Source organism: Tautonia marina, from assembly GCF_009177065.1.
Classification (GTDB): domain Bacteria; phylum Planctomycetota; class Planctomycetia; order Isosphaerales; family Isosphaeraceae; genus Tautonia; species Tautonia marina.
The window spans coordinates 113,866-138,108 of record NZ_WEZF01000009.1 but is presented as its reverse complement, the minus strand read 5'-3'; the positions used below and the strand labels follow the sequence as shown (position 1 = coordinate 138,108).

The 24,243-nt window shown below is 65.6% G+C and carries 21 protein-coding genes; 15 read left to right on the top strand and 6 right to left on the bottom strand.

Features of this window, described 5'->3' with window-relative positions; translation table 11 throughout:
• Positions 1 to 4: 4 nt before the first annotated feature.
• Positions 5 to 313: a Rieske (2Fe-2S) protein gene (locus tag GA615_RS12645; protein ID WP_152051668.1), complete on the bottom strand. Its 309-nt coding sequence runs from the start codon at positions 311 to 313 to the stop codon at positions 5 to 7.
• Positions 314 to 563: 250 nt separating this feature from the next.
• Here GA615_RS12645 and GA615_RS12640 point away from each other — a divergent pair, with 250 nt between their 5' ends.
• The 10 genes from GA615_RS12640 (at position 564) to GA615_RS27830 (ending at position 12,454) form a co-directional block, all read left to right on the top strand.
• Positions 564 to 2,114, top strand: coding sequence for a phytoene desaturase family protein (locus GA615_RS12640; RefSeq protein ID WP_152051667.1), 1,551 nt, complete (start codon positions 564 to 566; stop codon positions 2,112 to 2,114).
• Between the two features lie 84 nt (positions 2,115 to 2,198).
• Positions 2,199 to 2,906 (top strand): bacillithiol biosynthesis deacetylase BshB1, encoded by a 708-nt coding sequence (gene bshB1 / locus GA615_RS12635; protein ID WP_152051666.1) that lies wholly within the window; start codon positions 2,199 to 2,201, stop codon positions 2,904 to 2,906.
• Positions 2,907 to 2,939: 33 nt separating this feature from the next.
• Complete coding sequence (locus GA615_RS12630) at positions 2,940 to 5,024, top strand: vWA domain-containing protein (protein WP_152051665.1); 2,085 nt, start codon at positions 2,940 to 2,942, stop codon at positions 5,022 to 5,024.
• Between the two features lie 258 nt (positions 5,025 to 5,282).
• The gene (locus GA615_RS12625) at positions 5,283 to 6,302 is read left to right on the top strand and encodes a sugar phosphate isomerase/epimerase family protein (RefSeq protein ID WP_152051664.1); all 1,020 of its coding nucleotides are present in this window, start codon (positions 5,283 to 5,285) and stop codon (positions 6,300 to 6,302) included.
• A gap of 268 nt (positions 6,303 to 6,570) precedes the next feature.
• Positions 6,571 to 6,975 carry a BlaI/MecI/CopY family transcriptional regulator gene (locus GA615_RS12620; RefSeq protein WP_152051663.1) on the top strand — a complete coding sequence of 135 codons (405 nt, stop codon included), beginning with the start codon at positions 6,571 to 6,573 and terminating at the stop codon, positions 6,973 to 6,975.
• On the top strand, positions 6,972 to 9,374 hold the full coding sequence (locus GA615_RS12615) for a M56 family metallopeptidase (RefSeq protein ID WP_152051662.1): 2,403 nt from the start codon (positions 6,972 to 6,974) through the stop codon (positions 9,372 to 9,374). The genes GA615_RS12620 and GA615_RS12615 overlap by 4 nt, the downstream gene beginning before the upstream one ends.
• A gap of 257 nt (positions 9,375 to 9,631) precedes the next feature.
• Positions 9,632 to 11,260, top strand: a complete 1,629-nt coding sequence (locus GA615_RS12610) for an ABC transporter substrate-binding protein/permease (protein ID WP_152051661.1) — start codon at positions 9,632 to 9,634, stop codon at positions 11,258 to 11,260.
• Entirely contained in the window at positions 11,257 to 12,003 is a 747-nt protein-coding gene (locus GA615_RS12605; RefSeq protein WP_152051660.1) for an amino acid ABC transporter ATP-binding protein, read from the top strand. Before GA615_RS12610 ends, GA615_RS12605 begins: the two co-directional genes overlap by 4 nt.
• Before the next feature lie 33 nt (positions 12,004 to 12,036).
• A complete protein-coding gene (locus GA615_RS28705) occupies positions 12,037 to 12,354 on the top strand; it encodes a GxxExxY protein (RefSeq protein ID WP_201750176.1) in 318 nt (105 codons plus the stop codon).
• A complete protein-coding gene (locus GA615_RS27830) occupies positions 12,296 to 12,454 on the top strand; it encodes a GxxExxY protein (protein ID WP_201750175.1) in 159 nt (52 codons plus the stop codon). The genes GA615_RS28705 and GA615_RS27830 overlap by 59 nt, the downstream gene beginning before the upstream one ends.
• A 175-nt stretch (positions 12,455 to 12,629) precedes the next feature.
• Here GA615_RS27830 and GA615_RS12595 read toward each other — a convergent pair whose 3' ends face one another.
• The 3 genes from GA615_RS12595 to GA615_RS12585 all read right to left on the bottom strand — a co-directional run bounded on the left by GA615_RS12595 (position 12,630) and on the right by GA615_RS12585 (position 16,583).
• The gene (locus GA615_RS12595; protein WP_152051659.1) at positions 12,630 to 14,159 is read right to left on the bottom strand and encodes a hypothetical protein; all 1,530 of its coding nucleotides are present in this window, start codon (positions 14,157 to 14,159) and stop codon (positions 12,630 to 12,632) included.
• A 192-nt stretch (positions 14,160 to 14,351) separates the two neighbouring features.
• Positions 14,352 to 15,287 (bottom strand): DMT family transporter, encoded by a 936-nt coding sequence (locus GA615_RS12590; RefSeq protein ID WP_152051658.1) that lies wholly within the window; start codon positions 15,285 to 15,287, stop codon positions 14,352 to 14,354.
• A 198-nt stretch (positions 15,288 to 15,485) separates the two neighbouring features.
• Positions 15,486 to 16,583 carry a hypothetical protein gene (locus GA615_RS12585; RefSeq protein WP_152051657.1) on the bottom strand — a complete coding sequence of 366 codons (1,098 nt, stop codon included), beginning with the start codon at positions 16,581 to 16,583 and terminating at the stop codon, positions 15,486 to 15,488.
• Positions 16,584 to 16,903: 320 nt separating this feature from the next.
• Between GA615_RS12585 and GA615_RS12580 the strand changes: the two genes are divergently transcribed.
• The 4 genes from GA615_RS12580 to cnbZ all read left to right on the top strand — a co-directional run bounded on the left by GA615_RS12580 (position 16,904) and on the right by cnbZ (position 21,289).
• On the top strand, positions 16,904 to 17,716 hold the full coding sequence (locus tag GA615_RS12580; RefSeq protein WP_152051656.1) for a PEP-CTERM sorting domain-containing protein: 813 nt from the start codon (positions 16,904 to 16,906) through the stop codon (positions 17,714 to 17,716).
• Between the two features lie 185 nt (positions 17,717 to 17,901).
• The gene (gene hemB, locus GA615_RS12575; protein WP_152051655.1) at positions 17,902 to 18,921 is read left to right on the top strand and encodes a porphobilinogen synthase; all 1,020 of its coding nucleotides are present in this window, start codon (positions 17,902 to 17,904) and stop codon (positions 18,919 to 18,921) included.
• Positions 18,922 to 18,972: 51 nt separating this feature from the next.
• The gene (locus GA615_RS12570; RefSeq protein WP_152051654.1) at positions 18,973 to 20,388 is read left to right on the top strand and encodes a DUF1501 domain-containing protein; all 1,416 of its coding nucleotides are present in this window, start codon (positions 18,973 to 18,975) and stop codon (positions 20,386 to 20,388) included.
• 145 nt (positions 20,389 to 20,533) lie between these two features.
• Positions 20,534 to 21,289, top strand: coding sequence for a 2-amino-5-chloromuconate deaminase CnbZ (gene cnbZ / locus GA615_RS12565; protein WP_152051653.1), 756 nt, complete (start codon positions 20,534 to 20,536; stop codon positions 21,287 to 21,289).
• A 12-nt stretch (positions 21,290 to 21,301) separates the two neighbouring features.
• On the opposite strand, the gene GA615_RS12560 is transcribed toward cnbZ, so the two are convergent.
• Positions 21,302 to 21,772, bottom strand: a complete 471-nt coding sequence (locus GA615_RS12560) for a nucleoside deaminase (protein ID WP_152051652.1) — start codon at positions 21,770 to 21,772, stop codon at positions 21,302 to 21,304.
• Positions 21,773 to 22,067: 295 nt separating this feature from the next.
• Between GA615_RS12560 and GA615_RS12555 the strand changes: the two genes are divergently transcribed.
• Positions 22,068 to 23,279, top strand: a complete 1,212-nt coding sequence (locus GA615_RS12555; protein WP_152051651.1) for a PcfJ domain-containing protein — start codon at positions 22,068 to 22,070, stop codon at positions 23,277 to 23,279.
• A gap of 34 nt (positions 23,280 to 23,313) precedes the next feature.
• On the opposite strand, the gene GA615_RS12550 is transcribed toward GA615_RS12555, so the two are convergent.
• Positions 23,314 to 24,243, bottom strand: a complete 930-nt coding sequence (locus GA615_RS12550; protein WP_152051650.1) for an LssY C-terminal domain-containing protein — start codon at positions 24,241 to 24,243, stop codon at positions 23,314 to 23,316.

Sequence of the window (24,243 nt, the reverse complement as noted above, 5' to 3'; positions counted from 1 at the left end):
AGCGTCAGGTCACCGCAACCTGGATGGCTTCCCCTTCAACCCGAACCTCGAACACCTCAATCCGAATCGATTTGAACGTTGTGCTCTGCCCGTCTCTCACGTTGAACTGCCAGCCGTGCCAGGGACAGGTCACAACCCCTCCTCGGCAAACCCCTTCGGCCAGCGGGCCTCCCTGGTGCGGACAGATGCCATCGACGGCCACAATCTCTCCGTCGAGGTTGAAGAGCGCGACGATCCGTCCCTCGTACTCGACTTCCTTCGACGATCCCGGCGGCAGATCCTCAAGACGGGCCAGAGTGACAAACTCGGACATCAGACTCTCGACTCCCTCTCACCTGGCTTGGCCGGCGACCGTCTTGGCGGAGTGATTGACGAACCGATCCACTCCCCCGCTCGGGACGGGCCCGCGATCCTCCGAATAGACCGCCCGTGGTCCGATCCTGTCAATCTCCTCGGTCCATCATCTCCGAAGGATCGCCGCGTGCCTACACTCAACCTGGGTCAAGATTGCTCGAAATGGGCAGGCGATCAACTTCGAGCTTGATCTCCTGATCGGAGGGTGAATGGACGATCTCATCGTCATCGGCGGGGGTTGGGGAGGTCTGGCAACCGCCGCGTTGGCCCGAGCCCAGGGCTTGCGGGTCAGCCTGCTCGAAGCCCATACGAAACTCGGCGGCTGCGCCGGCTGGTTCGATCGCGGTCCTTACACCTTCGACGCCGGAGCCACCGCCCTGATGGGCCTCGGCCCCGACGAACCGGTCGGCGGACTCCTTCGCGCCATCGGCCTGAAGGTCGAAGGGGCTCGCACCCCGAGCTACCGCGTCTGCCTGCCCGATCGAACGCTCGACATCGTCCCCGACCCCTCCCGATTCGAGCAGAACATCCGGGCCGCCTTCCCTGGCCTCGACCGCTCCCGGACCCGCTTCTGGAGGCTCCAGGAAGCCGTCGGCTCGACCCTCTTTGCCTGCGCCGGCCGCGTGCCGAGGCTCCCGGCCCGGTCGGTCGGCGATCTCGTGCACGACCTTCGCATCCTCGGTCCCCGCGGCCTCCTGGCGGCGAGCACCTGGCCCCTGACCGTTCTCGACGTGATGCGGCTGCTTGGCCTGGCCCACGATCGCCCCTTTCGGGCTCTCGTGGCGATGCTGTTACAGGACACCGCTCAGGCAGGGCCGGAAACCGTTCCTTTCGCCAACGCCTCGGCCTGTTTACAGGCGTATCGGATGGGCATGAGCCGCCCCGTCGGCGGCATGAGAGCCCTGGCCGAAGGAATCGGCGAGCGCTTCGAGGCAATGGGCGGCACGCTGCGACGGGCCACCCTCGTCGATCGCGTTCGGGCCGACGGTCTCGGCGGCTTCGAGGTCATCACCCGACGCCGACAGACCCTCAAGGCCCGGCAGGTCGCCTTCAACCTGCCGATCGACCTCGCCGCCCGGTTGCTCGGCCGCGATCTGGAGGGGATGCTCGCTCGCCGCGAAGTCCAGAGCCGGGCCTCCTGGAGCGCCTTCACCGCCTACCTGGCGATTCGACGCGACGCCGTTCCCGACGACGGCCCCCTGTTCTATCAGGTCCTCCGCGACCACCACGCACCGATCCACGACGGTAACAACGTCCTCGTCTCCCTCTCTCCTCCCGGTGACCCCGGCTACGGTCCTCCCGATGTTCGGGTCGCCACCCTCTCGACCCACACCCGGCCGAGCGACTGGCAAGGGCTTTCGGCCGACGACCACGCCGCCAGGAAAGCCGACTACGCCGCTCGCATGATCGCCGCGCTCGGTCAGGCCCTCCCGAACGCTCCCGATGCCCTCCTCCATGCCGAGTTCGGCACCCCTCGCAGCTTCTCCCGCTACACCAGGAGAACCGCCGGGGCCGTCGGCGGCCCTCCCGTCTCCCGACGCAACAGCACCTTCCTCGCGGTCGGGTCCGACGTCCTCGGCCCCGGCCTCTGGGTCGTGGGAGACTCGGTCTTCCCCGGACAGGGGACGATAGCCGTCGTCCTCTCAGGTATTCGGGTCGTCGAACGCATCACCGGCCGAAGCTGGGAAACGATGCGAACCTCCCCTCCTGCCCCCCCGACCGCCGAACTCCAGGAAGTTTTGCTTGCAAATTCCCGTTAATCGGGTACGTATGCGAAATTCAGTCACTTCTTTTCGTGCGAGCTTGCATCCACTTCTCTTTCTGGTGAGGCGTTCAGAACTCTCGTGGACGATCCCCAATCGCTCGATGCGCTGATTATTGCCCCCCACCCCGACGATGCTGAACTGGGCATGGGCGGCACCATCCTCCGCTTGATCCAGCAAGGCTGGTCCGTCGGCATCCTCGACCTGACCAGTGGCGAGCCGACCCCGCTCGGCTCGGTCGAGATTCGCCAGAACGAAACACTTGAGGCCAACCGCCACCTCGGCAACCCCTGGCGATCGAACCTCGGTCTGCCCAACCGGAGCCTTGAACCGACCCTGGAGCATCGCCGGGCCCTTGCCGCCGTCTTCCGTCGCGTTCGGCCCCGCCTGATCTTCGCCCCGTTCTGGGAAGACGCCCATCCCGATCACCTGGCCGCGACCCGATTGGTCGAGGATGCCCGCTTCTGGAGCAAGCTTTCGAAGTCGGACATTCCGGGAACCCCCTTCCATCCGGCCCGAATCCTCTATTATTTCAGTGTCCACCTGAAGATCGTCGAGCGCCCGAGCTTTGTCCTCGATATCAGCGACCAGCAGGGGGACAAGCTCGCCGCCCTCCGCTGCTACCGATCGCAACTGGTCGACAACCAGCCGGAAGGCCGACCGGGAGTGATCGACAGTGTCGCCGATCGCTCTCGATTCTGGGGGCACGTCGTCGGGGTCCAGCACGCCGAGCCGTTTGCCAGTCGGGAGCCGATCGGCCTGACCGGCCTCCGCGACGTCCTGCTCTGATCCGATCCATCCGGGACATCAAGGACCGCGCCGATGCCGCCGCTCTACCGGATGCCCGTCTTCTACCTGCTCGTCCTGCTGCTCGGCGGCGCGGTCGGCCTGGCCTCCTGGATCGGCGGAGAGCCCCTCGGATCGGCCGATCGCTCGGGGCTCGATGATCGCCCAAACGCGCGAGCCGACCGGCAAGACGCAATCCCGGCCGAACCCAACACGCCGAGCGACGACGGCATCCTTCGCACCTCCGACGGCCTGCGTCGCAAGGTCCTGGTCCGGGAACTCGGCCTCCGTCCCCGCTTTCGTCCCGATCCGGCCAGCCCCTCCTCGGGCGACGATCTCGACTACTACGCCATTCACTTCGTCTTCGATGAGGCCGACCCGACCGGGCCCGATGCCCCGCGCTTCCTCCAGATCGGCCCGGCCGAGGGGCCGCCGCTCGGCTGGGTTCCCGAGTCCGGCCTGCTTTCCTGGAACACCAGGCTTATGGCCCGGCCCACCCCAAACCGTTCTCGGCCACCCCTGGTCATCTACCGAAATCGCTCGTGCCTGCTCGATGCCCTCGCCGGCCGCCGCTGCCTCGACCACGGCGAGAGTTGCCCCATCGAAGGCGAGGAACCGGAACCGGCCACCGACCCGTCCGACTCCGATCCGACGCTCGGCCTCCCCATTCTCTCCAGCGCCTCGATTCCTCAGCCGGATGGTTCCACCCGGACGATCTTCGAGGTCGCCAGCCTCGTGGCCGATCGCGCTCCCCCGCCGCCCCCCCCGAGCGAGCCTCCTGAGTTTCTCAAGCGATCGCTCCGACAGATGTACCTCGCCGTGGTCATCGACACGACCGCATCCATGCAGGCCTCAATCGAGAGTGCCCGCGACCTGGCCTCGGAGCTGGTCGAGGAAGCGACGCGCCAGGACGTGACCCTGCGCCTCGCCCTCGTCGCCTACCGCGACGACCACCCGACGTTCGGCTACTCGGTCCGCATCGTCTCCCCCTTCGCGTCCCCTCGGGTCTTCCGCGGGGCACTCGATCGGATCGAAGCGGCCTCCCGAGGCGATGGCACCGTGGCCGAGGCGGTCCTCGACGGCGTGGCCGCGGCCCTTCCTGCGCCTCCCGAGGCCCCGATCGGCTCCCGCGATTACCTCGTCTGGCCAACCGGCCGTGAAGGGGATCTGGCCACGAAGTTGCTCGTTCTGATCGGCGACGCCCCGGACCACGACCGCGACACCGTCCGAGCCGAGGCCCTGGCCGACTGGGCCAGGCAACACCGCATCACCATCGCTGCCGTCTCGATCGAGCGTGACGACCTCCGCGGCGACGAGCCCGAGCGCTACCGGAGCCAGTGGGACGCCCTCGCCTCCGGGTCGTTCCTCCCCCGCGATCGCTCGGCGAACTTCGAGCAACCGATTTCCCCCGTCCGGCCGTCCCTGCGCGACCCCTCGGCCCTCAGGCCGACCCTCCGAGCGATCATCGACGACCGTGTCCTCGCCGCCCGAGAGCTGGCCGCCCTGCTCGACGCCGAGGCCGAGGGGCGCTTGCAAGACTACGTCGATCGGCGCGGCCTGAAGCTCAACCAAATCGCCCCGGTCCTCGTCGATTTGCACGGCGGCCAGCCCCGTCCCGAACCCAGCCCCGACCCCCGCCGAAACGGTCAGCGCGCTCCCTCGGTCCGCCGAGGCTGGATTGCCGAGGCCGTCGAGAACCAGCCGCTCGTGACCGTCGAAATGCTCATGACCCGCCCGGAGCTGGACGCCCTGATCGCCGAGTTGAGCCAGTTCCAACAGGCTCTCGAAGCCGGGGCCGACGACCTGACCGACCTGCTCCGGATCGGCACGGCCGCGGCCAGTGGAGAGGCTGCCTTTCTCTCCTCCGATCGCGGCGACCGCACCTTTGCCGAGCATCTGGCCCGGCGCCAGGGGCTCCCCCCTGCCCCTCCCGAGAGCCTGCTCAACCGCTCTCAGGCCGATCTCCTCCAGGCTGATGCCCCCTACCGGGCGGCGGTTTCTCAACGGATTGCCTCGGCAATCGCCCAACTGCTCGATCGCCGCCAGGCCCCCGACTGGGACGACCCGAACCGGACCGTCTCCGGCATGGCCCTGGTGCCTTACGGTCCGATCGACTTCTGAGGTCCGAGCCCCACCAGCACCGTGTCAAACCGCCGTCGTCCTTAACGTTCAACACCATGAGCGGCGCAGAACCTAGGGTGACCGCCGATCGTCAAACGATTCCCCCACGGCAGGTGCTCATTGACTTCCCCTTCCGCAATTTCTAGGTTTATCGGTTGACCTGCCACGGATCGCGTCTGCTGGGTCGGTTCGATGCTCGGTCCAGGCCGGACGCACCCCTTTTTGTCCAAGTCGATGACTCTCTGGGAGGAAGCCTCGATGGCCCGTCCGATCACGCTGTTCACCGGCCAGTGGGCCGATCAACCGCTGGAGCATTGGGCCCCGAAGGTTGCCCAGTGGGGTTACGACGGTATCGAGCTGCCCTGCTGGGGAGGGCACTTCGATGTCTCTCTGGCCTTGAAGGACAGCGGCTACTGCCAGCAACGCAAGGACCTGCTCGAACGGCACAACCTGCGCTGCTGGGCCATCTCGGCCCACCTGGTCGGTCAGGCCGTGCTCGACCCGATCGACGAGCGGCACAAGGCGATCCTCCCGCCTCACGTCTGGGGAGACGGCGACCCGAAGGGGGTCAACGAGCGGGCCGCCGAGGAGATGAAGAACACCGCCCGAGCCGCCGCGAAGCTCGGCGTGCCAGTCGTCAACGGCTTCACCGGCTCCTCCATCTGGCACATGCTCTACGCCTTCCCGCCGACGCCAAGTTCGATGATCGACGCCGGCTACCAGAAGTTCGCCGACGTCTGGAACCCGATTCTTGATGTGTTCAAGCAAGAGGGGATCCTGTTCGGCCTGGAAGTCCACCCGACCGAGATCGCCTTCGACATGTACTCGGCCCACAAGGCGATTGACGCCGTCGACGGCCGTCCCGAGTTCGGCTTCAACTACGACCCGAGCCACCTGCTCTGGCAGGGGATGGACCCGGTCCAGTACCTCCGCTGCCCGAAGATCCGCAAGCGGGTCTACCACGTCCACGTCAAGGACGTCGCCACCACCCTCGACGGCCGCACCGGCCTGCTCAGCTCTCACCTCGACTTCGGCGACCCCCGACGCGGCTGGGACTTCCGCTCCCCCGGCCGCGGCCAGGTCAACTTTGCCGAGATTACCCGCGAGCTGAACCACATCGGCTACGAAGGCCCCCTCTCCGTCGAGTGGGAAGACCCCGGCATGGACCGCGAGTACGGCGCCGAGGAGGCCGCCGCTTTCATCCGCCGCACCATGATGTTCCCCGCCGCCGGCCGCGCCTTCGACTCCGCCTTCGCCGAAGGCCAGGCCAAGGCCTGACACCCTCTCACAATCCGGCCACCCTCCCGGGGGCGCGATCCTGCTCAGGGGCGTGCCCCCGCTCGCATTTCTGGGCGGAGGACCGGCGGCAATTCGCCAACACTCTGGCATGTGTCGATTCCTCCTGCCCTCCCTCCCTCTCGGGGGAGCTGCGGCCATCCCGGCCCCAGATCTCAGGCCCTCGGGAAATATCGCTTGGCGCTGACTACAATTGTGGTCATGATGTCGCAGGTCGGTCTCGGTCAACCCGAATGCGGAGGGCAACACCATGGGCGCAGAGTCGCCTCGAATCTCGGATGCGGAATGGGAGGTGATGGAGGCCATCTGGGCCCTCGGGCCCGCGACGCCGGCCCAGGTCATCGAACGGGTCGCGGCGTCTCGGGGGTGGAACCACCGGACGGTCCGGACCCTGCTGGCTCGACTCGTCGAGAAGGGGGCCCTCCAGCGCGACGAGGACGGTGCGCGGTCGGTCTACCTGGCGGCGGTTGACCGCGACGCGTGTGTTCGCGACGAAGGGCAAAACTTCCTCGCCAGGGTCTTCGCCGGGGATGCGAAGGCCCTGCTCGTCCACTTCGCCCGTGAGGCGAAGCTCGACGCCGACGAACTCCAGCGGCTCAAGGCCCTGCTCGACGAGAAGACCCGCGGGGAGAAGCCCAAGGAGGAGGGATCATGACCATTCTGATCGACGTCATCGACCGGGCCTTGCCGATCCTCTGGCGGGCGACCTGGCAAGCCTCGCTCCTGGTCGTCCTGGTCCTCGTCGTCCGGGCGATCCTCGGCGAAAGGCTGTCCCCCGCCTGGCGGCACGCCCTCTGGTGTCTCGTGCTCGCCCGGCTCCTCGTCCCGGTGCTCCCGAGCAGCCCGGCGAGCCTCTACCGGCTCGCTCCGACCCTCGGTGCCGACGCGAACGACAAGCCCGCCCGCGTCGCGTCGATGCCTTCGCAAAACCTCCCGATGATCACCGATCCGGCCCCGACGCCGACCGATCCCGCACGATCCGTCGAGCGGCCCTCCCTGGTCGCCGAGTTGAGGGACGAGCGGGGAATCGACCGGGCAACGGCCCCTCTCACACGTCCCCCCGCTCGATGGTCGTTGCCTCGGCTCGCCGGCCTGGCCTGGCTCCTTGGAGTGTTCCTGCTTTCGTCGAGGACGCTCGTCGCCTCGGTCCGACTGGCGAGGACGAGCCGGACCTGGGCGGATGCCGATGACCCCGAAATCCTGGCCCTGCTCAACGCTTGCCGGCATCAGATGGGCCTTCGCCGATCGGTCCGAGTCCGGATCGCCCCGGACGACCTCGGCCCGGCAGCCACAGGCTTCGTGCGCCCGAGCATCGTGATCCCCCGGTCGGTGCTGGCGTCAATCTCCCGGAACGACCTCGAACATATCCTGATGCACGAGTGTGCCCACATCCGGCGCGGGGACGTGGCCGTGCACTGGCTGACGACCGCCGCCGTGATCGTCCACTGGTTCAACCCGGTCTCCTGGTTTGTCGCCTCTCGGATTCGGGCCGACCGGGAACTCGCCTGTGATGCGGAGGTCCTCTCGCGCCTCGACGGCGACCGCCGCTCCTCCTACGGCGGGACGATCCTCTCCCTGGCGGGCCGGCTCGTCCCCCCCCGGCCATTGCCCGGCCTCGTTGGCGCCTTCGGAGCCCGCTCCCTCTTGCAGGAAAGGATCACCATGATCGCCTCCTCTTCGCCCCATCCAAGGGCCTGGAACCGCCTCGCCGCCCTCTTGCTCATCCTGCTCGCCCTCGTCGGCCTGACCGACGCCGCCCCTCCCCCGATCGAGGCCGAGGAGCCCGCCCTCCGGGCGGTCCCGCAGCCCATCGCCCCCCGCATCGTCAAGGACGACCCCCTGCTCGACGACGCGACCCAGAAACGGATCGACGAACTCATCCGCGACCTGAGAGAGATCAACTCCGTCTTCCCTCCGAGCTGGGCCTCGTCCATCCGCGATCTCGCCGAGCTTGGCGAGATCGCCGTACCGAGCTTGATCGAGGAACTCGACCGCACGACCGAGGATCGACCGCTCCGGGCACTCGGCTTCACGCTCCGGGCCATTGGCGATCCTCGGGCCGTGCCTGCCCTGATCCGGGCGATCCCCCGCACGCTGGTCGAGTCGGGGAGCGACTCCGGATTGCGGATGGAAGACCCGGAACTGCGTGCCTTCCTGCAGGAGCACGACCTCGACGGCGTTCCGAGGGACCGTTCCTTTAACTTCGGCAGGTCGTTTCGCGAGATCACAGGGGCCTTGAAAGCGATCACCGGCCAGCAGTTCAATGAGGGTGAGCTGAACTTCGTCGCTCTCGCAGGAGGTCCGGCCCAGCAGCGGCTCCAGCGGCGCTACATGCACGATCTCGCCGAGCGATGGGCCACCTGGTGGGAGGATCACTGGCGGCAGTTCACCGACGACCCGGCCCATGCCGAGGTCAACCTTCCCCCCCTCCCTGCTGCCCCCCAGCCTGCCAAGCGTACCGACCCTTCCTTTCCGACAGGGCCGAAGGCCCGCCAGACGGGAATCTGGGCGAACGTGATCGCCGGCCCTCCACAGTCGCTCGACTACTACCGGACGTTCATCGACCTCGATACGCGCCGAGAGCTTCCCTGGCCTGACGCACTGGGGACTCCGGACGAGGCCGCCCCCGAAAACGTCGCCTTCTGGGCCGCCGACGCGGGGTACGACCTGCAAGGGATTGCGTACCAGCCCCCCGGCTCGCAGACCTCTGCTTACGGAATCCGAGGGATTGGCCTCCGCGCCTGGCAGGTCGAGGATGAGGTCTTCGGGACCATCGAACAGGACCTCCGGGGCAATCGGATTCCCGACCTGGACCGCCCGGCCGGTGAGATCCTCGTCGACATCGACCCGGCAACCGGCTCCTACCGTCCTGAGCACACGGCCACCTTTCTTTTTCAGACCCGAGAAGGGGCGACCGGCATTCTCCAGGTGACCGGCCAGATCACCGAGCTGTTCACGGACGACGACATCGGCCAGCCAGGTTTGAGCACGACTCGGGGGTTCTACCGAGGGGTCCAGTTCCAGTACAAGCTCCTTTACGAGGAGGAGGAATGATCCGATCGTGATTCCTCTCCGAATGGACGGGCGTCGGTGCTCGATTGTTCGCCTTGCTGGGCCTCTCTTGGACAGCCCTGAGTTTGTCATCGCCGTCGTCCTCCGACCTGGAGGGCGACGGCGTCGTTGCTTTTCTCGATTCCCACTTGTCGACGCGTCGGAAAATGGGAACGATGAATCCTTGCGGATCGAGACCGGTTCGATCGCCATCCGCTGGATGAGGCCCGCCCTCGGACACGAGCCCAGGAGGTCGCTTGATGGAAGAACCCCCGTCCGGTCCCCCTTCCCCCTCGCCGTTGAGGATCGAACGCGACCTCTCTGCCTCTGCCGCCTCTCCGCGGCCCACCCGACGGCCCCGCCCCGCCTGGCTCGCCTTGCTGATACCCCTCGTCTTGACCCCCGGCTCGGTCAAGGGCCAGACGACCCTGGAACGGATCGAGCAATCCGGCCGATTGACCTACGGGTCCGACATGGAAGGGGGCGGCCCCTTCGCCTACATCGACCCGAACGACCCGAACCGGCTCATCGGTTTCGAGGTCGAGCTGATGGACGCCCTGGCCGATCGGCTCGGGGCCGAGGCCGAGCTGGCTCAGGGCCAGTGGGACCAGTTGCTCAACGTCCTGTCGGCCGGCAACGTGGATGCGGTGGTCAACGGCTACGAGCTGACCCCGGCCCGCGTGCGGACTTATCGGGCGACCCGGCCGTACTACCTCTTTCAGCTCCAGTTAATGGTACGCAAGGGGTCGTCGATCCGATCGTGGAGCGACCTGAAGCAGGAGAAGCCAGGAGGGAGGCGATGGCGGGTCGGGGTGCTGGGTGGGTCGTCGGCCGAGACGTTTGCCGAGGAGCAGCACGACGGAACGGTCGAGGTTCGGGCCTACACCGGCGCGACCGACGCGATGATTCAGGTCCTGAGCGGGCAACTCGACGCCACCCTGCAGGACCTTCCGGCCGCTCGGTTCTATCAGCCGCAGTTTCCTGAGCTGGAAAACGTCGGCCCTCCGGAAGGGCTGGGATACTACGTCATTTACTTGAGAAAGAACGATGAGCCCCTTGCCGAGGCGATCAATCAGGGAATCGCCGATCTGATCGAGGATGGGACACTTGAGCGAATCTATCGGAAGTATGATATCTGGACAGATGCTCAAACACGGTTGGCCAAGCTCGACGCCGAGCAACTGGCTTCAGAAACCGAGGCGCTAAGTCGGGAGTCGGAACGTGGCTGGGCGCTCGTCTGGAAGTACAGGGACCACCTGCTCAGGGCGGCCGGGACGACGATCTTCCTGTCGGTCGTGTCGATGCCGATGGCGATTCTCGTGGGGTTGATCGTGGCTCTGGGGCGGCTGTATGGCCCGGCGATGGTACGTGTTCCATTCACACTTTATGTGGAGTTGATTCGTGGCACGCCGTTGATGCTGCAATTGTTCGTCCTGTTCTACCTGGCGAACTTGCCGCCGTATGTGGCGGGAATTCTAGGGCTGGCGATCAATTATTCGGCCTACGAGGCGGAAATCTACCGGGCGGGTCTTCAGGCGATACCGCCTGGCCAGATGGAAGCGGCCCTGGCGCTGGGCATGCCTCGCTGGCTGGCCTTGCGGCGAGTGGTGGTGCCGCAGGCGGTTCGCATTGTGATCCCACCGGTCACGAACGATTTCATCGCCCTGTTCAAGGACAGTTCGGTTTGCTCGGTCATCACGATTGTGGAATTGAGCAAGCAGTACCAGATCCTTGCCAACAGTACGGGAGGAGTGCTTGAGTTTGCACTCGTCTGCGCGGTCTTGTACCTGGCGATGAGCCTGCCGTTGTCGTGGTTGTCCCGATGGTCCGAGCAGCGTCTCCGAGGAGGCGTCAAGGTGCGAGCAACAAAGAGGGGGGCCCCTGAATGATCGAGGTGTCTGGATTGGTCAAGCGGCACGGAGCACTTGAGGTGCTTCGAGGAATCAACCTGACCGTCGGCCGCGGCGAGGTCGCGGTGGTGGTCGGACCGTCGGGCAGTGGCAAGAGTACGTTCCTGCGCTGCCTGAACGGACTGGAGCGGTTCCAGGGGGGAGCGGTGGTCGTGGATGGCCTGCCGCTCGATGCCTCCCTGGCCGATCGCCGCCGAGAGGTGGTCCTGCGCCAGATCCGGACACGGGTGGGGATGGTCTTTCAGAGCTTCAATCTGTTTCCTCACCGAACCGTCTTGCAGAACGTGACCGAGGGTCCGATTCACGTCTTGCGCCTCAACCGAGACGAGGCCGAGCAGCGGGCGATCGCGCTGCTGGACCGCGTGGGACTGGCCGATCGGATTCACGCCCGGCCGCAGCAGCTTTCCGGCGGTCAGCAGCAGCGGGTGGCGATTGCCCGAGCGTTGGCGATGGAACCGCGCGCGATTCTCTTTGATGAGCCGACCAGCGCGCTTGATCCGAGAATGACCGGCGAGGTGCTGGCCGTCATGACCGACCTGGCCAGGGATGGTCAGACGATGATCGTTGTCACCCACGCGATGAGCTTCGCGCGCCGGGTGGCGGATGTCGTCCACGTGTTCGACCACGGCGTCGTGGTGGAGTCTGGCCCGCCGGGTGAGGTGCTGGAAAACCCGAGCCAGGAGGCGACGAGGCGGTTCCTGACGGAGACGGTGGCGGCCTGAATAGGGGAGTTTTGAGCCACGGATGAAACACGGATGGAACACGGATTGAGAGAAGTATGGTGTATTTTTCATGAGAAGCACAAGATGTTGGACCAAGAAGAGAGTACAAAAAAGATTATTGGTTCAGCGTTTGAAGTGTACCGAGTGTTGGGATATGGGTTTTTAGAAAAGGTTTATCAGAAGGCGATGCAGGTGGAGTTGATCAAGAGGAAGATCAAGGCGGAACTCGAAGCGAAGATCAAGGTGAGTTACAAAGGAGTTCTCGTTGGTGATTATCAGGCGGATCTCTATTGTGGAAGACCGAGTCATTGTCGAACTCAAAGTCGCCAAAAACTACAACCCCGAAGATGAACCGCAACTGCTCAACGAACTGAAAGCCACCGGGATCAAGGTCGGTCTATTGATCAACTTCGGTCGAGCCAAGGTCGAGTTCCGTCGCCTTGTGTATTGAACTCTATGACATCTTGGTCCCTCCTGGAAACCGATCTCGATCGATCTTTTCTCTGAACTTCTCCATTTTCCCCCTCTCTCTTTCCCTTCCCTCATCCGTGTTCCATCCGTGTTTCATCCGTGGCTCAAGAGCCCCTCTCCCCGATCCAGCCGGGGAGAGGGAGATTCTCTGCGCATTATCCCAGCCGGGCGACGGCTTCCTGGGCGCGGCGCATCAAGGGGCTGTCGGTCGTGCCGGAGCCGGGGATCTTGCCGACGATCGCGGCGGCGATGGCGGGCTGCCAGCGGGGATCGGAAGCGAGATGGTGTTCTTCCCAGGCGGCGGCGCCGTACTTGTAGTCGTGGCTGTCGCGGCCTTTGCGGAAGATGGAGTGGCGGGTGGCGGCAAACAGGGCGTCGGACGAGCCGCCCTGCTCGAAATAGCCGAGGATCAAGGCGGCGGCGCGGCGGTGGTCATCGCTGATGGCCTCGAAGATCTGGGCGATCGCCTCGTCGCCGGAGCCGTCGGGGGCGATCGGTTCCATCGAGGTGAGAACCGGAGAGGCGTCGAGGTTCATCCGCCTGCGGAACAAGGGGACCCAACCGGCACCCTGGAGCAAGGCCAGTACGCGAGTGGTCGGATCGGCGGCCGCACCGGAGATGTAGTGCAGAGCATTGGCCGCGGTGACGGCGTGCAGGGGAATGATGCCCGGCTCTCGGACGAGCAGCTCGCTGCCGGCGAGGATGACAGCATCCCAGAGGGATTCGGGGGCGATCCCTTCGTTGAGCAATCGGGCGGCCTCGGCGCTGGCCTGTTCGGGAGCGCTGGAGCGGATGGCGTCGAGCAGGGTTTCGGTCGCGCCGGGATCGCGGCGGCCGAGGGCCCAGTCGGAGCGGATTGACCGGGCCAGTTCGAGGTTCGCCTCATAAGGCCCTTCGGCCGAGGCGGAGCCGTCCTGGGTGTCGAGAATGCCGTAGGAAAGGGAGCGGAGGACCGGCTCGGCATGTTCCCAGCCGATCGCCTGGAGGGTCCGCCAGCACTGCATGGCGAAGATCGGCTTGTGGCCGATGTTCCGCCAGTCTCGGACGGCGCAGTGCCAGAAGGGCTCCATCGCCTCGGCGGCCCCGGAGTAGCGGGCGACGGCAGCGGTGGCGGTGTCGGCGGCGTCGGCGTCCCAGGCGTCAAAGGCGGTTCGCAACTCGGCGACGGCTCGGGAAGGGCTGGGGAGGTGGGCCTCATCGACCTTCGAGAGGGTCCAGTCCCCTTCCTGAACGTCCTGGGCCTGCGACGACTTGAAGTTGTCGAGCGCCCAGAACATCGGGAGCAGGCGGTCCTCGACCGGGGCCGTCTGGCCGAGCAGGTGAGCCGAGTTCATCACCATGACCGCGTGGAACTTGAAGCCGACGGGCCGGGGCTTGATGTTCCGGATGCCGGCCAGGAAGAGCCCGGCGAACAGGTCGCGGTAGGAGAGGCCGGCGTTCAGCTGCGCGACGGCCACGTTGAGGGCCTCGTCGCGAGGGGTTTCCTCGATCCATCGGACGACCGGCTCGATCTCGGGGCGGTAGCGGACGGCCTCGGGTTCGAGGCTCATCTCGGCGGCTCGGGCCGGGGTGATCGCGCCGAGCGTCGCCCAGGGGCCGAGGCCGGCCCCCAGGCCGACGGCCGAGGCCGACTGGAGGAACGTTCGGCGAGAGCGGTTCGGTGGCGTCGGATTCGGAAGCGTCATGGCGGGCCTCGTCTCGATCAGGTGCCGCGGGAGTGGTCCGGCGGGTCGCGGTCGTTCGTGCCGGGCCGTCTTGGGGAATCCCTCGGGCCGCGTCGGCGGCTCGGGAGAGAACGCGGGGTTCCCCTCTGCTATCAGAAGGCGCCAGGAGGCCTGGGGCTAGTCCCTTGTTTCTCCAAGAATCGCCGGGAAGGGTTAAGGGGCGTCTTCTCCCGGAAGGGCGAGCGCGGGGGACTGGCGGTGCTCGAACCGCTCTCGGGAGACCAGGTAGATGCCGCAGCCGACCAGAACGCCGGCGACCACCAGTTCCCAGCGGAAGGGCTCGCCCCGGACGAGGGTGCCGGCGGCGATGCCGAACAGCGGGGTCATAAAGGCAAGGGTGGCGATCCGGTTGGCCGGGTATCGGGAGAGCAGCAACATCCAGACCGTGAAAACCACCCCCGAGACGGCCAGCCCTTGATAGAGCAGGCCCCAGAGGGCGCCGGGGGTGAACTGGTAGGTGTCGAACCCCTCGAAGACCGCGCTGATGGCGAAGAACATGGGGATGGCCAGGACGTACTGCGTGAACAGCAAGGTGGCCGGTCGGATGATGGGAAAGGTCCACTTCTGGGCGACCGTCTGGGCGCCAAAGATCATGCCGGAGAGCAGGACGATGGCGTCTCCGGTCAGGTTGCCGCCTGCCTGAACGGCCGTGGAAAGCAGGACGGTGACCCCGAGGGCCGCCGCGATCAGGCCCATGACGCCTTGCCTTCCGAGCCGCTCGCCGAGCAAGAGCCACGACAGAGGGGCGACGATCAAGGGGTGTACGTTGATGAAGACTGACGACCGGCCGGCCAGGCTCAGACCGGTGCCCAGGTTGAAGGTGCCGATTTGCAGGACGGTGATCAGGGAATGCGCGATCAGGAGCCTGGTGTGCCGCCGCTCGACCCACATCGGCTGGCCCATGATCCGGCAGACCGAGGCGACCACCGGTAAGCCGATCAGGAACCGGAAGGCTGCACAGCCGAAGGGAGGAATGTCGGGGACCGAGTACTTGACGGCGACGGCGTTGCCTCCCCAGAGGGCACAGCAGAGCGTGACCCCGAGCACTCCCTTGAGGTCGAGGCGGCGGGAGGTCGGCACGGGGGGCATCGGCGGGCCTTCGTTGAGGTTGGAGACGGGAGCGATCGGGGATGCCGAAGAGCGGGACGGTCGGGCAAGCGGCCATATTGTTCTCGGTCGAGGTTCCAAGCGTCAAGCCGATGGCCAGTGACAGCCCCGGCGCGGACGGCGAACGCTGGGGAACCCGAAGTGAGGCCCCGCGGTTCGAATCATGAAGAGGAAGCGGGCTCAGGACCGCCGGGCCGCGGCGGCGAGGGCTCGTCGGGCACGGCGATTGAGCGTCGCGGAACGGTTCGGCAGGACGTTTCGGAGCGCGCCGCCTCGGGACTCGGGGGCCGAGGAGGCCACGGCAACGGGTTCGTTTCGCGCCGGTGAGGGCGGGGCGATCGGGGGGCCGGAGGGCGCGTCGATCGACGCTGAGCGGGGAGCCGGATCGGCGGTTGGCTCGGGATGCTGCGGGCGAGAGGCACGCTCGGGTCGGGGGCCGGGAGGATGCTGGGGCGTGGCCGAAGCACGGGCGTCGAGGGCCTGAAGGCGGCGTAACTCATTGGAGGCGTGAAGGATGCGGCGTCGGGCGTCGGCGGCGTAGCGTTCGAGGAGGCGGAGGGCGGGGGGATCGTCGGCATCGAGGCCGAGCGCGGCGTTGCTCTGGGCACGCTCGTCTCGGGCGTTGAGAGAGTCGTCGAGGCGCTCGCGGAGGGCGGCGGTCGATCGGGCCACGAGGTCGAGGCCGGGGGCCTCGGTCTTGTCTTCGGGGTCGAGGTCCCAGGGGCCGGAACCGTCTCGCGCCGGAATCGAGACGCCGAGCAGGTCGAGGGCGAGGTTCCAGGTGTCTCGGGTCCAGCCTTCGTGACGGTTGAGGGAGTCGAGCACCTCGTCCCAGCGCTCCAGAAGCCAGAGGACGCCGTGGCGCGACTGGAGCAGGCGAGGCTGGATGACCTCGGGGCGATGGGACAGCGCGGCGGCCTCCCTGGCGATGGCGGCGGCCTGGTCGTCGTCCCAGGATTCGGAGGCGCGCTGGGCCCGCTCGGCGCGGGCGGCGGAGATGCGGGCCTCGCAGAATTCGAGGCGGACCGACTCGGCGCAGAGGCGATCGAAGTGCCATTGCTGGGCGAGGCCGAGGGGTCGGTAGTCCTCGCGCCAGAGCTTGGTTCGCTCGTCGATGGCGGCGGCCAGATCGGCGGGGGGGCGGGTGCCGAGGCGAGACAGGCCGTGGGTCCGGGCGTTCTGGCTCGATCGGTCCTTGCCTTCGTTCGATTTCGGGCCGGTGGACAGGAGCGCGTTCAGGCGGTTGGCGATCTGTTGCTTCACGGTGGCGGCGGCCATGAGGGAAACTCCAGCTCAAGGGGGTGATTCAATGGGTGATTGCTTGGGTATTGGTTCGGAGGCGGGAGAGACTGGTTCCTCCGTTAAGATCATCGGGAATGGGAAGAGGCTTAATTGTGGAAAAATCGAACGATCGGGAAGGTTGGGTGGTTTTCGGGCGAGGATCGAGGGGATTTCTGTGATCAGGGCGGGAGAACGAAGCGAGCGAGCACGGAGGCGTGTTCATTGCGATCGTTAGAACGAATGAGGGAGGTTCGTTCTCCTCTCGCTGCGTGGTTCCCCCCCCTTCCTGATTCTTTTGTTCGAGGCGAACAGACATCATGGATTCCAAAAGGTTCGGCACGCTGCTCGGTGTGGTGATGGTGCTGGGGTTGGCGTGCTCGGCAGAATCGGCGGAAATTTTGTATGTGCAGGATTTTGAGAACCCCACCAACTTCCGGAACGATGGGGCGGATGTGAATATTTTCCGGCAGGTGAATCAGCTTTATGGCGATCAGCCGCCCGGCTTTCAGTTTGCCCAGCGAAACACGGTCGAAACGTTGCTGATTACCGGCAACCAGGCGTTTGGGACCGGCTACTCCGACCCGTCGGGGATCGGAGGCAACTACACGCTGGGGATGTTGTCGAGCTATGAGAACGATTTGCTGGGCCTTTCGTTCGACACGGGGGGCCGCCAGTACCTGAATTTCCAGCTCACGGTATCGAGTATCGACCTGAGCGCCTGGGGTGGTCCCTTTGTGTCGCCGGGGGCGGTGCCGGTCTTCCGGTTCACGCTCTATGACAACCCCTCGGGAGCGAACGGCTTGTTCGGCAACGGGACGATTTTGGATCAGATTGAGGCGTCGGGGACGGCCTCGGCGCGGTCGGTCTTTGACTGGACGACAATCTTGCTGCCGCTGAATGCCTCGCAATCCACGAATGGCAAGGTGACGATTCAAATTGACCTGCTGGATGGGGGTTACGCGGCGATGGATAACTTCCGGATCGTCGCCTCGGACATTCGAGGGGACCTGGGGACGATTCCGGAACCGAGCAGCGTGATCATTCTTGGTCTGGGCCTGACCGGCCTGGCGGGCGTGATGGCCCGGAAGCGGGTTAAGCGGTCGCGAGCGGATGATCTTGTGGCGGTCTAATCGGTTTGTATGATTGTGTCTAATGTGGTGACGTGTGATGATGTGGACCTCAAGCGCCGGCAGGGAGGCCGCGCTTCGAGGGACGCTTTCGATGGCGAATGAGCGGAGCGGTGGATGAGGAGGCAGAGGGGGGGCTAGAATGGAGCGCGACGGATCATGCGGCTTCCTGCTCACGAGACAATCCCATGCCCGGACCCCGACTGCCCAGCAACCCCGGTCAGTACCCGACCACCCGCCCTCGCCGTGTGAGACGGGAGGACTGGTCGAGGCGGCTGGTGGCGGAACATCACCTGAGCGTGAATGACCTGATCTGGCCCCTGTTCGTCTTCGATGGGCCGGGAGCGCGGCAAGAGGTGCCGTCGATGCCGGGGGTGGAACGGTTGGCGATTCCCCAACTGGTGGAGGCCGCGGCGCTGGCTGCCGAATTGAAGATTCCGGCCATTGCGATCTTCCCCGCGACCGATCCGAGCTTGAAAACACCGGAAGCCGAGGAAGCCGTCAACCCCGAGAACCTGGTTTGCCGGGCCGTGCGAGCGGTCAAGGAGCAGGTGAGCGGCGTGGGAATCATCTGCGACGTAGCGCTCGATCCGTACTCGAGCCACGGGCAGGACGGCCTGGTGCGCGAGGGGTATGTGGTGAACGATGAGACGGTCGAGGTGCTGTGCCGCCAGGCGGTGGTGCAGGCCGAGGCCGGTTGCGACGTGATCGCGCCGAGCGACATGATGGACGGTCGGGTGGGGGCGATTCGCCGGGCTTTGGATGCGTCGGGGTTTGAGCAGGTGCAGATTCTTGCCTATGCGGCCAAGTACGCGTCGAGCTTTTACGGCCCGTTTCGAGACGCGGTCGGCTCGGCGGGGAACCTGGGGTCGGGGGACAAGAAGACCTATCAGATGGACCCGGCCAACAGCGATGAAGCCCTGCGCGAGGTGGCGCTCGACGTGGCCGAGGGGGCGGATCTGGTGATGGTCAAGCCGGGCATGCCGTATCTCGACATTGTGCATCGGGTGAAGGAAACATTTGGGCTGCCGACCTACGCCTATCAGGTGAGCGGCGAGTATGCGATGATCCGAGCGGCGGGGGATCGGGGCTGGCTCGACGGCGACCGGGCAATGATGGAAAGCCTGCTTGCGTTTAAACGTGCGGGTGCCGATGGGGTGTTGACCTATTTTGCCCGAGCGGCGGCGGAGCGGTTGAGGTCGGGGTGAGCGATTCAAGGCGGTTGTGCGGGGCGTGTTGTCTCGGTAAGGTGCGTGGATATGTTTCGCATCCTCGGCAACTCACATCGGGCGTGTGATGGTCCCCGACGTCGTGACGTCCTCCGGATTGGGGGGCTGACGGCCCTGGGGTTGGGCCTGCCCCAACTGCTGGGTCGGGGGGAGTGTTCGGCGGCTGCGCCGGGGAGCTTTGGCCGGGCGAAGTCGTGTGTGCTGATTTATCTGTTCGGCGGGCCGAGTCAGATCGACATGTATGATCTCAAGCCCGAGGCTCCCGAGCAGATTCGGGGGGAGTTTCGGCCGATTGCGACGGCGACGCCGGGGATGGATCTGTGCGAGCATCTTCCTCGCTTGGCGAAGCGGTCGGAGGACTTCTGCTTGATCCGGTCGATGCGGCATGAACACCCTCGTCATGGTTGGGGGGTGTATTACATGCTGACGGGGAAGAAGCACTCACGTCCCGATCTGGATGCGCCGCCGACACCAGAGGATTTTCCCGGACCGGGGGCCCTGATCAGTCATCTTGCGCCTCGGGCCGACGGGGCACCGGCCGCGGTGACGCTGCCGCGCTGGAACCGATTTAACGATCTGCCCGATGCGTATGCGGGGGAGCGAGGCGGATTTCTGGGATCGGCGTTTGATCCGTGGCTGGTCCGGTCGTCGTCGGCGGAGGGGCTCGACTTTGAGCCGGATGTGATGACGATGCCGGCCGAGGTTGGGCCGGGTCGGATCGAGGGGCGTAAGCGGTTGCTGGCGCGGCTCGATGCGCGGCTCGATCATCTGGCGGCACAGGGAGAGGTGCGCGATCAACTGGTGAAGCGAGCGTTTGCCCTGATCGGCTCGACGGGGGTTCGGCGGGCCTTTCGGCTGAACGAGGAGCCCGAGCCGATCCGGGAGCGGTATGGTCGTCACCCGTTTGGTCAGGGGTTGCTGCTGGCTCGGCGACTGGTCGAGGCCGGGACGCGGTTGGTGCAGGTGAACTGGCACGATGACGGCAGCGATGTGAAATCGCCGTTCTGGGACACGCATCAAGACAACTTCGGTTCGCTGCGCGATCGGCTGCTCCCGCCCCTGGATCAGGCTCTTTCGTCGTTGCTGGAAGACCTCTCGGCGCGGGGGTTGCTGGAGGAAACGCTGGTGGTGGTGATGGGGGAGTTTGGCCGGACGCCCCGGGTGGGTCAGGTGGTGATGAACGCGGCGACCGACGGCAACGGCCGAGACCACTGGCCGCACGCCTATACCGTGTTGGCCGCCGGTGGCGGGGTTCGGGGTGGTTCCGTGTTTGGTGCCACCGATGCGCACGCGGGAGAGGTGGTCGATTCGCCCGTGTCGCCGCCGGATCTTCAGGCGACGGTACTGCACCTGCTCGGGATCGAGCCGGCGACACTGATTACGGATCGGCTGGGTCGGCAGCATCGAGCGAGCGATGGGGAGCCGGTGCTGGGAATGCTCGGGTAGCGCGGTGGTTGCCTGGCGGGGGCCTGCGTGTTGAGGGTGGGGCGTCTGCTGACGGGGAGACGGGATCGGGGTAGACTTGGCGAGCACGAGGAGCCGAGCGGGTTCCTCGACTGGCCCGTGTCGTCTCAGCCTGGAACCGTTGCTCATGTCATTGCTGAACCATCCAACCGGCGGGTATCGCGTATTGCCGGGAATTGCACCGTACTCGCGAGGGGTTGTCTCGGCTGAAGGATTCGAGATTGTGCATGTGACGCTGGAGCGTCCGTTGCCCGAGACGGAGGGATTCGCACGGATTCGGGAACATCTGGCGCAGGAAGGTCGGCCGGTGACGGCGGTGTGCGGGATCGAGCTGCGATCGCCCCGGCCGTTCAGCTTCGACGGGTTTGCGGCGTTCAATGCGTCGTATGCAGCGGTTTTGAATGAGTGGGGCGTGTTCGTGGGCGACGTGAATCCGGTGGCGAGGACCAACGTGGCTCCGGAGGTCGAAGCGCCCGAGTCGCCGTCGTTCTACGGATTCTCGTATACCAGGGCGTGCGAGCGATCGCTGCCGCCGACCTTTGTGGTGGCCGGGGCGGGAGAACTGCCCGAGGGGATCTTGGAAGAGTCGGCGATTGTTCGGCGGGGCGAAACCGATGCCGATGCGATTGCCGAGAAGGCGAGGTTCGTGATGGACCTGATGGAGGAGCGCCTCCGAGGGCTGGGGGTGGGTTGGGACGGGGTGACCGCCGCGGATGTGTACACGGTTCATCCGGCGGTGGAGCTGCTGCCGGACGTAATTCTGAAGCGGATGGGAGCGGCGGCGATTCACGGGGTCCGCTGGTTTTATAGCCGCCCACCGATCGTGGGCATTGAGTATGAGATGGATGTGAGGGGTGTTCGGTCGGAGATCCGGCTGGGTTGAGCGGTCAGGAGGTCAGGCGCCGGAGTCCTCGCCGATGTCCTCGTTCCAGAGGTCGGGGTGGGCCTGGATGAAGTCTTCCATCAGGCGAACGCATTCGGGGTCGTCGAGGATGTCGAGGGTGACCCCCTGATCGCGGAGGAGGTCCTCCGGCCCCTGGAAAGTGCGGTTTTCACCGATGACGATGCGGGGAATCCGATAGAGCAAGGCGGTTCCCGAGCACATGGGGCAAGGGCTGAGGGTGGTGTAAAGCACGGCCCGACGGTAGTCGCTTGCCTTGAGCCGGCCGGCGTGTTCGATGGCGTCCATCTCGGCGTGGAGAATGGCGCTGTTTTGCTGAACGCGGCGGTTATGGCCTCGGCCGACAATGCGATCGTCGAGGACCAGGACGGAGCCGATGGGGATGCCCCCCTCGGCGAGTCCGAGCCGGGCCTCGTCGATCGCGGCTTGCATGAACGGATCGCGGGATAATGATGACGCGGTCATGGCGAGTCTCTGGGTGCGGGGTATGCGGGCGAGATGCCGAACTCTCGCATGCGCAGGGCGAACCTGGAACCGGGTCGGGGTGTCTTTGGGCAGCGAGGCGAGACCGATTGGTCCCTTGAACAGGAGATTGCGATGAAGACGTTCCTCATCACGTTGATTGCGACATCGTACCCGATTGCACAATTCGCCACCTGAATCCGCCGCGCTCGCTCCGGGGAATTGTTCCGGCCGTGACGGCGACGTGGCGTCGTTCGTCGTCCGGACTGATCCTGGGGAATTCACCGAGCGCATTGCCATGTCTGCATCACGGTCGTATCGAGAATTTGCAAAATCACGAATTGACGAGGCGATTCGTCTGGCCCGTTCCGAGGCGGGAGGGGTAAAGGCGAGGAGGGCATTGGCCCAGTTTGTCTGGACAATTCAAGGGCGATCGGACCTGCTGCGTCCGGCTTGCTTTGCGGGGCAAGTCGATGCCGAGGCGTTGCAACGGCTGATGCGAGGATTGCTCGCGCTGCTGGGGTTTCGCCGGTCGTGGCTCAGGCCGGTGGAGGATTGGGAGCCGAAGGAGGGCGGAACGCGATCGGTCTTCGGGTCGCTCGCGCACCATCTGCTTGCAAAGTACCCGGTGCCGCCGGTCCTGAATTCGGCTTGGTTTGCGGAGCCGGGATGGTGGGGGTATCGGCAGCAGCACTGGTTTTGTCATGTGGGGATGGGGGGAAGTTTGCGCACGGCCGGATTTCCGATCCGGTTGACGAAGCGGATGGCCCATGAGTTTTCGCAGGCGCCGGCGCACCTTGAGCCTGGGTTCGCGCTGCGATGGGCGGAGGTGAGAGGGCTGGGAGGATCGGAGGCACTGGCGACGGGGATTGCCTCGACCCGGCTGAGTCGTGAGTTTTTCGCCGAGGCGTTCTGGAGGTCGGTGATCCACCTGTTTCTCAATACGAGGGGGCTCGATGTGGCGTCGATCGATCCGATTGTTGAGTATTTGCACGATCAGAAGTATCGGCAACGAACGGTGATTATCGGAGAGGATACGGAAATCTCGATCGATCCGCCCCGGCCGGACCTGTCGATCAAGGGGTGTACGGTGGCGTCGTTGTTGCGGCGAGCGACGGAGTGGAAGGCCGAGCAGCGTTCGGAGGCTCCGGTGCGCAAACGGTTTGCGTGGAACCGCTCGGAGATTGGGGAATACCGGCGACCGGAGGATGAGGCGCAGGCGTGGACGATCCGAGAGTTGCTCGACAGCGACGACCTGGCCGCCGAGGGAAAGGCGATGAAGCATTGCGTGGCTACGTACACCGAGTTTTGCGTCCAGCGGCGCTCGACCATCTGGTCGCTGGGCCTGGAAGGGCCGGAGGGCCGGCGCAGGCTGGCGACCATTGAGGTTGATCCGAGTACCAAAACGGTGGTTCAAGCCAGCATGAAATGCAATGAAGACCCCGATGAGTCGTGCGTGTCGATCATGAAGGAATGGGCCAGCCGGGAAGGATTGACCGTCGATTGCTGAGGAGAGCCGAGGGGGTCGTCGGTGGCTCGGCAGGTCAACGGCTGGGGATCGAAGGGGCATCCTGACCCGGAGGGCCAGGGAGGGACTGCAAGAGGGGGCGGATGACCGACCAGAGTTGATCCTTGATGCGAATGGCGGTGGGGTTTTCCAGGGTGGTGGGTGATCGGTCGGGGCGAGGGGTCGAGGCAAGGAGGCCGATGGTCAACTCGCCATCGGTGAAGTATCGGTCGCCGCCACCGTTGTGACCGGAGAGGGTCGGCCCGACCCCCGTGACCTGGAATTCCTCGGTCAGCCAGCCGTGCGATTGAAGGTCGGCGATGAGACCGTTGCGCTCGGCGTCGATGTCAGGGCCGATGTGGTGGGTCACCTGGCCGGTGCGGCGGCTCAGACCGACACTCTGGTCGTAGGTGACCGCTCCGATCCAGAGGGGGATTCCGTCGCGGCCGTAGTCGGAGGACTCCCAGAACCGGACGTGGTGGCGATGCCGGGCACTTTGGCCCACGGGCTTTTCGAAGGCAAGGTCCTGCTTGCGGCCGAACAGGTAGAGGTTGCTGACAGGAGCATCGGGATCGGGACGGTTGCGCAGGACGCTCTGGGCGATGCCGAGACTGGATCGGAGGGTGATCGGATCGGCGGCAAACCATCCGGAATTGAGCATGGATCGGATTAGTTCCTCCCGGGAACCAATCAGGCCGACGTTGAGCGGGTCGCCGGGAATCCCCTGGGCGGTCCGGGTGACCTTGGGGGCGTCTTCCATGATGGGGTGGTGCTCGTAATGCCGCCAGAGAACCGGGAGAATCACATAAGCGAGGACCAGCCAGATGACAACCAGGAGGAGGACGAGCCCCAGGACGCGGATCAAGAACACCTGCCATCGGGGGCGGCGCGACGGGGAGGCGGGGTCGGGGCGAAGGGTCGGTTCGGGGAGGGAGGTCCTCGGGTCGCGTGGTGGTTCGTCGGACAT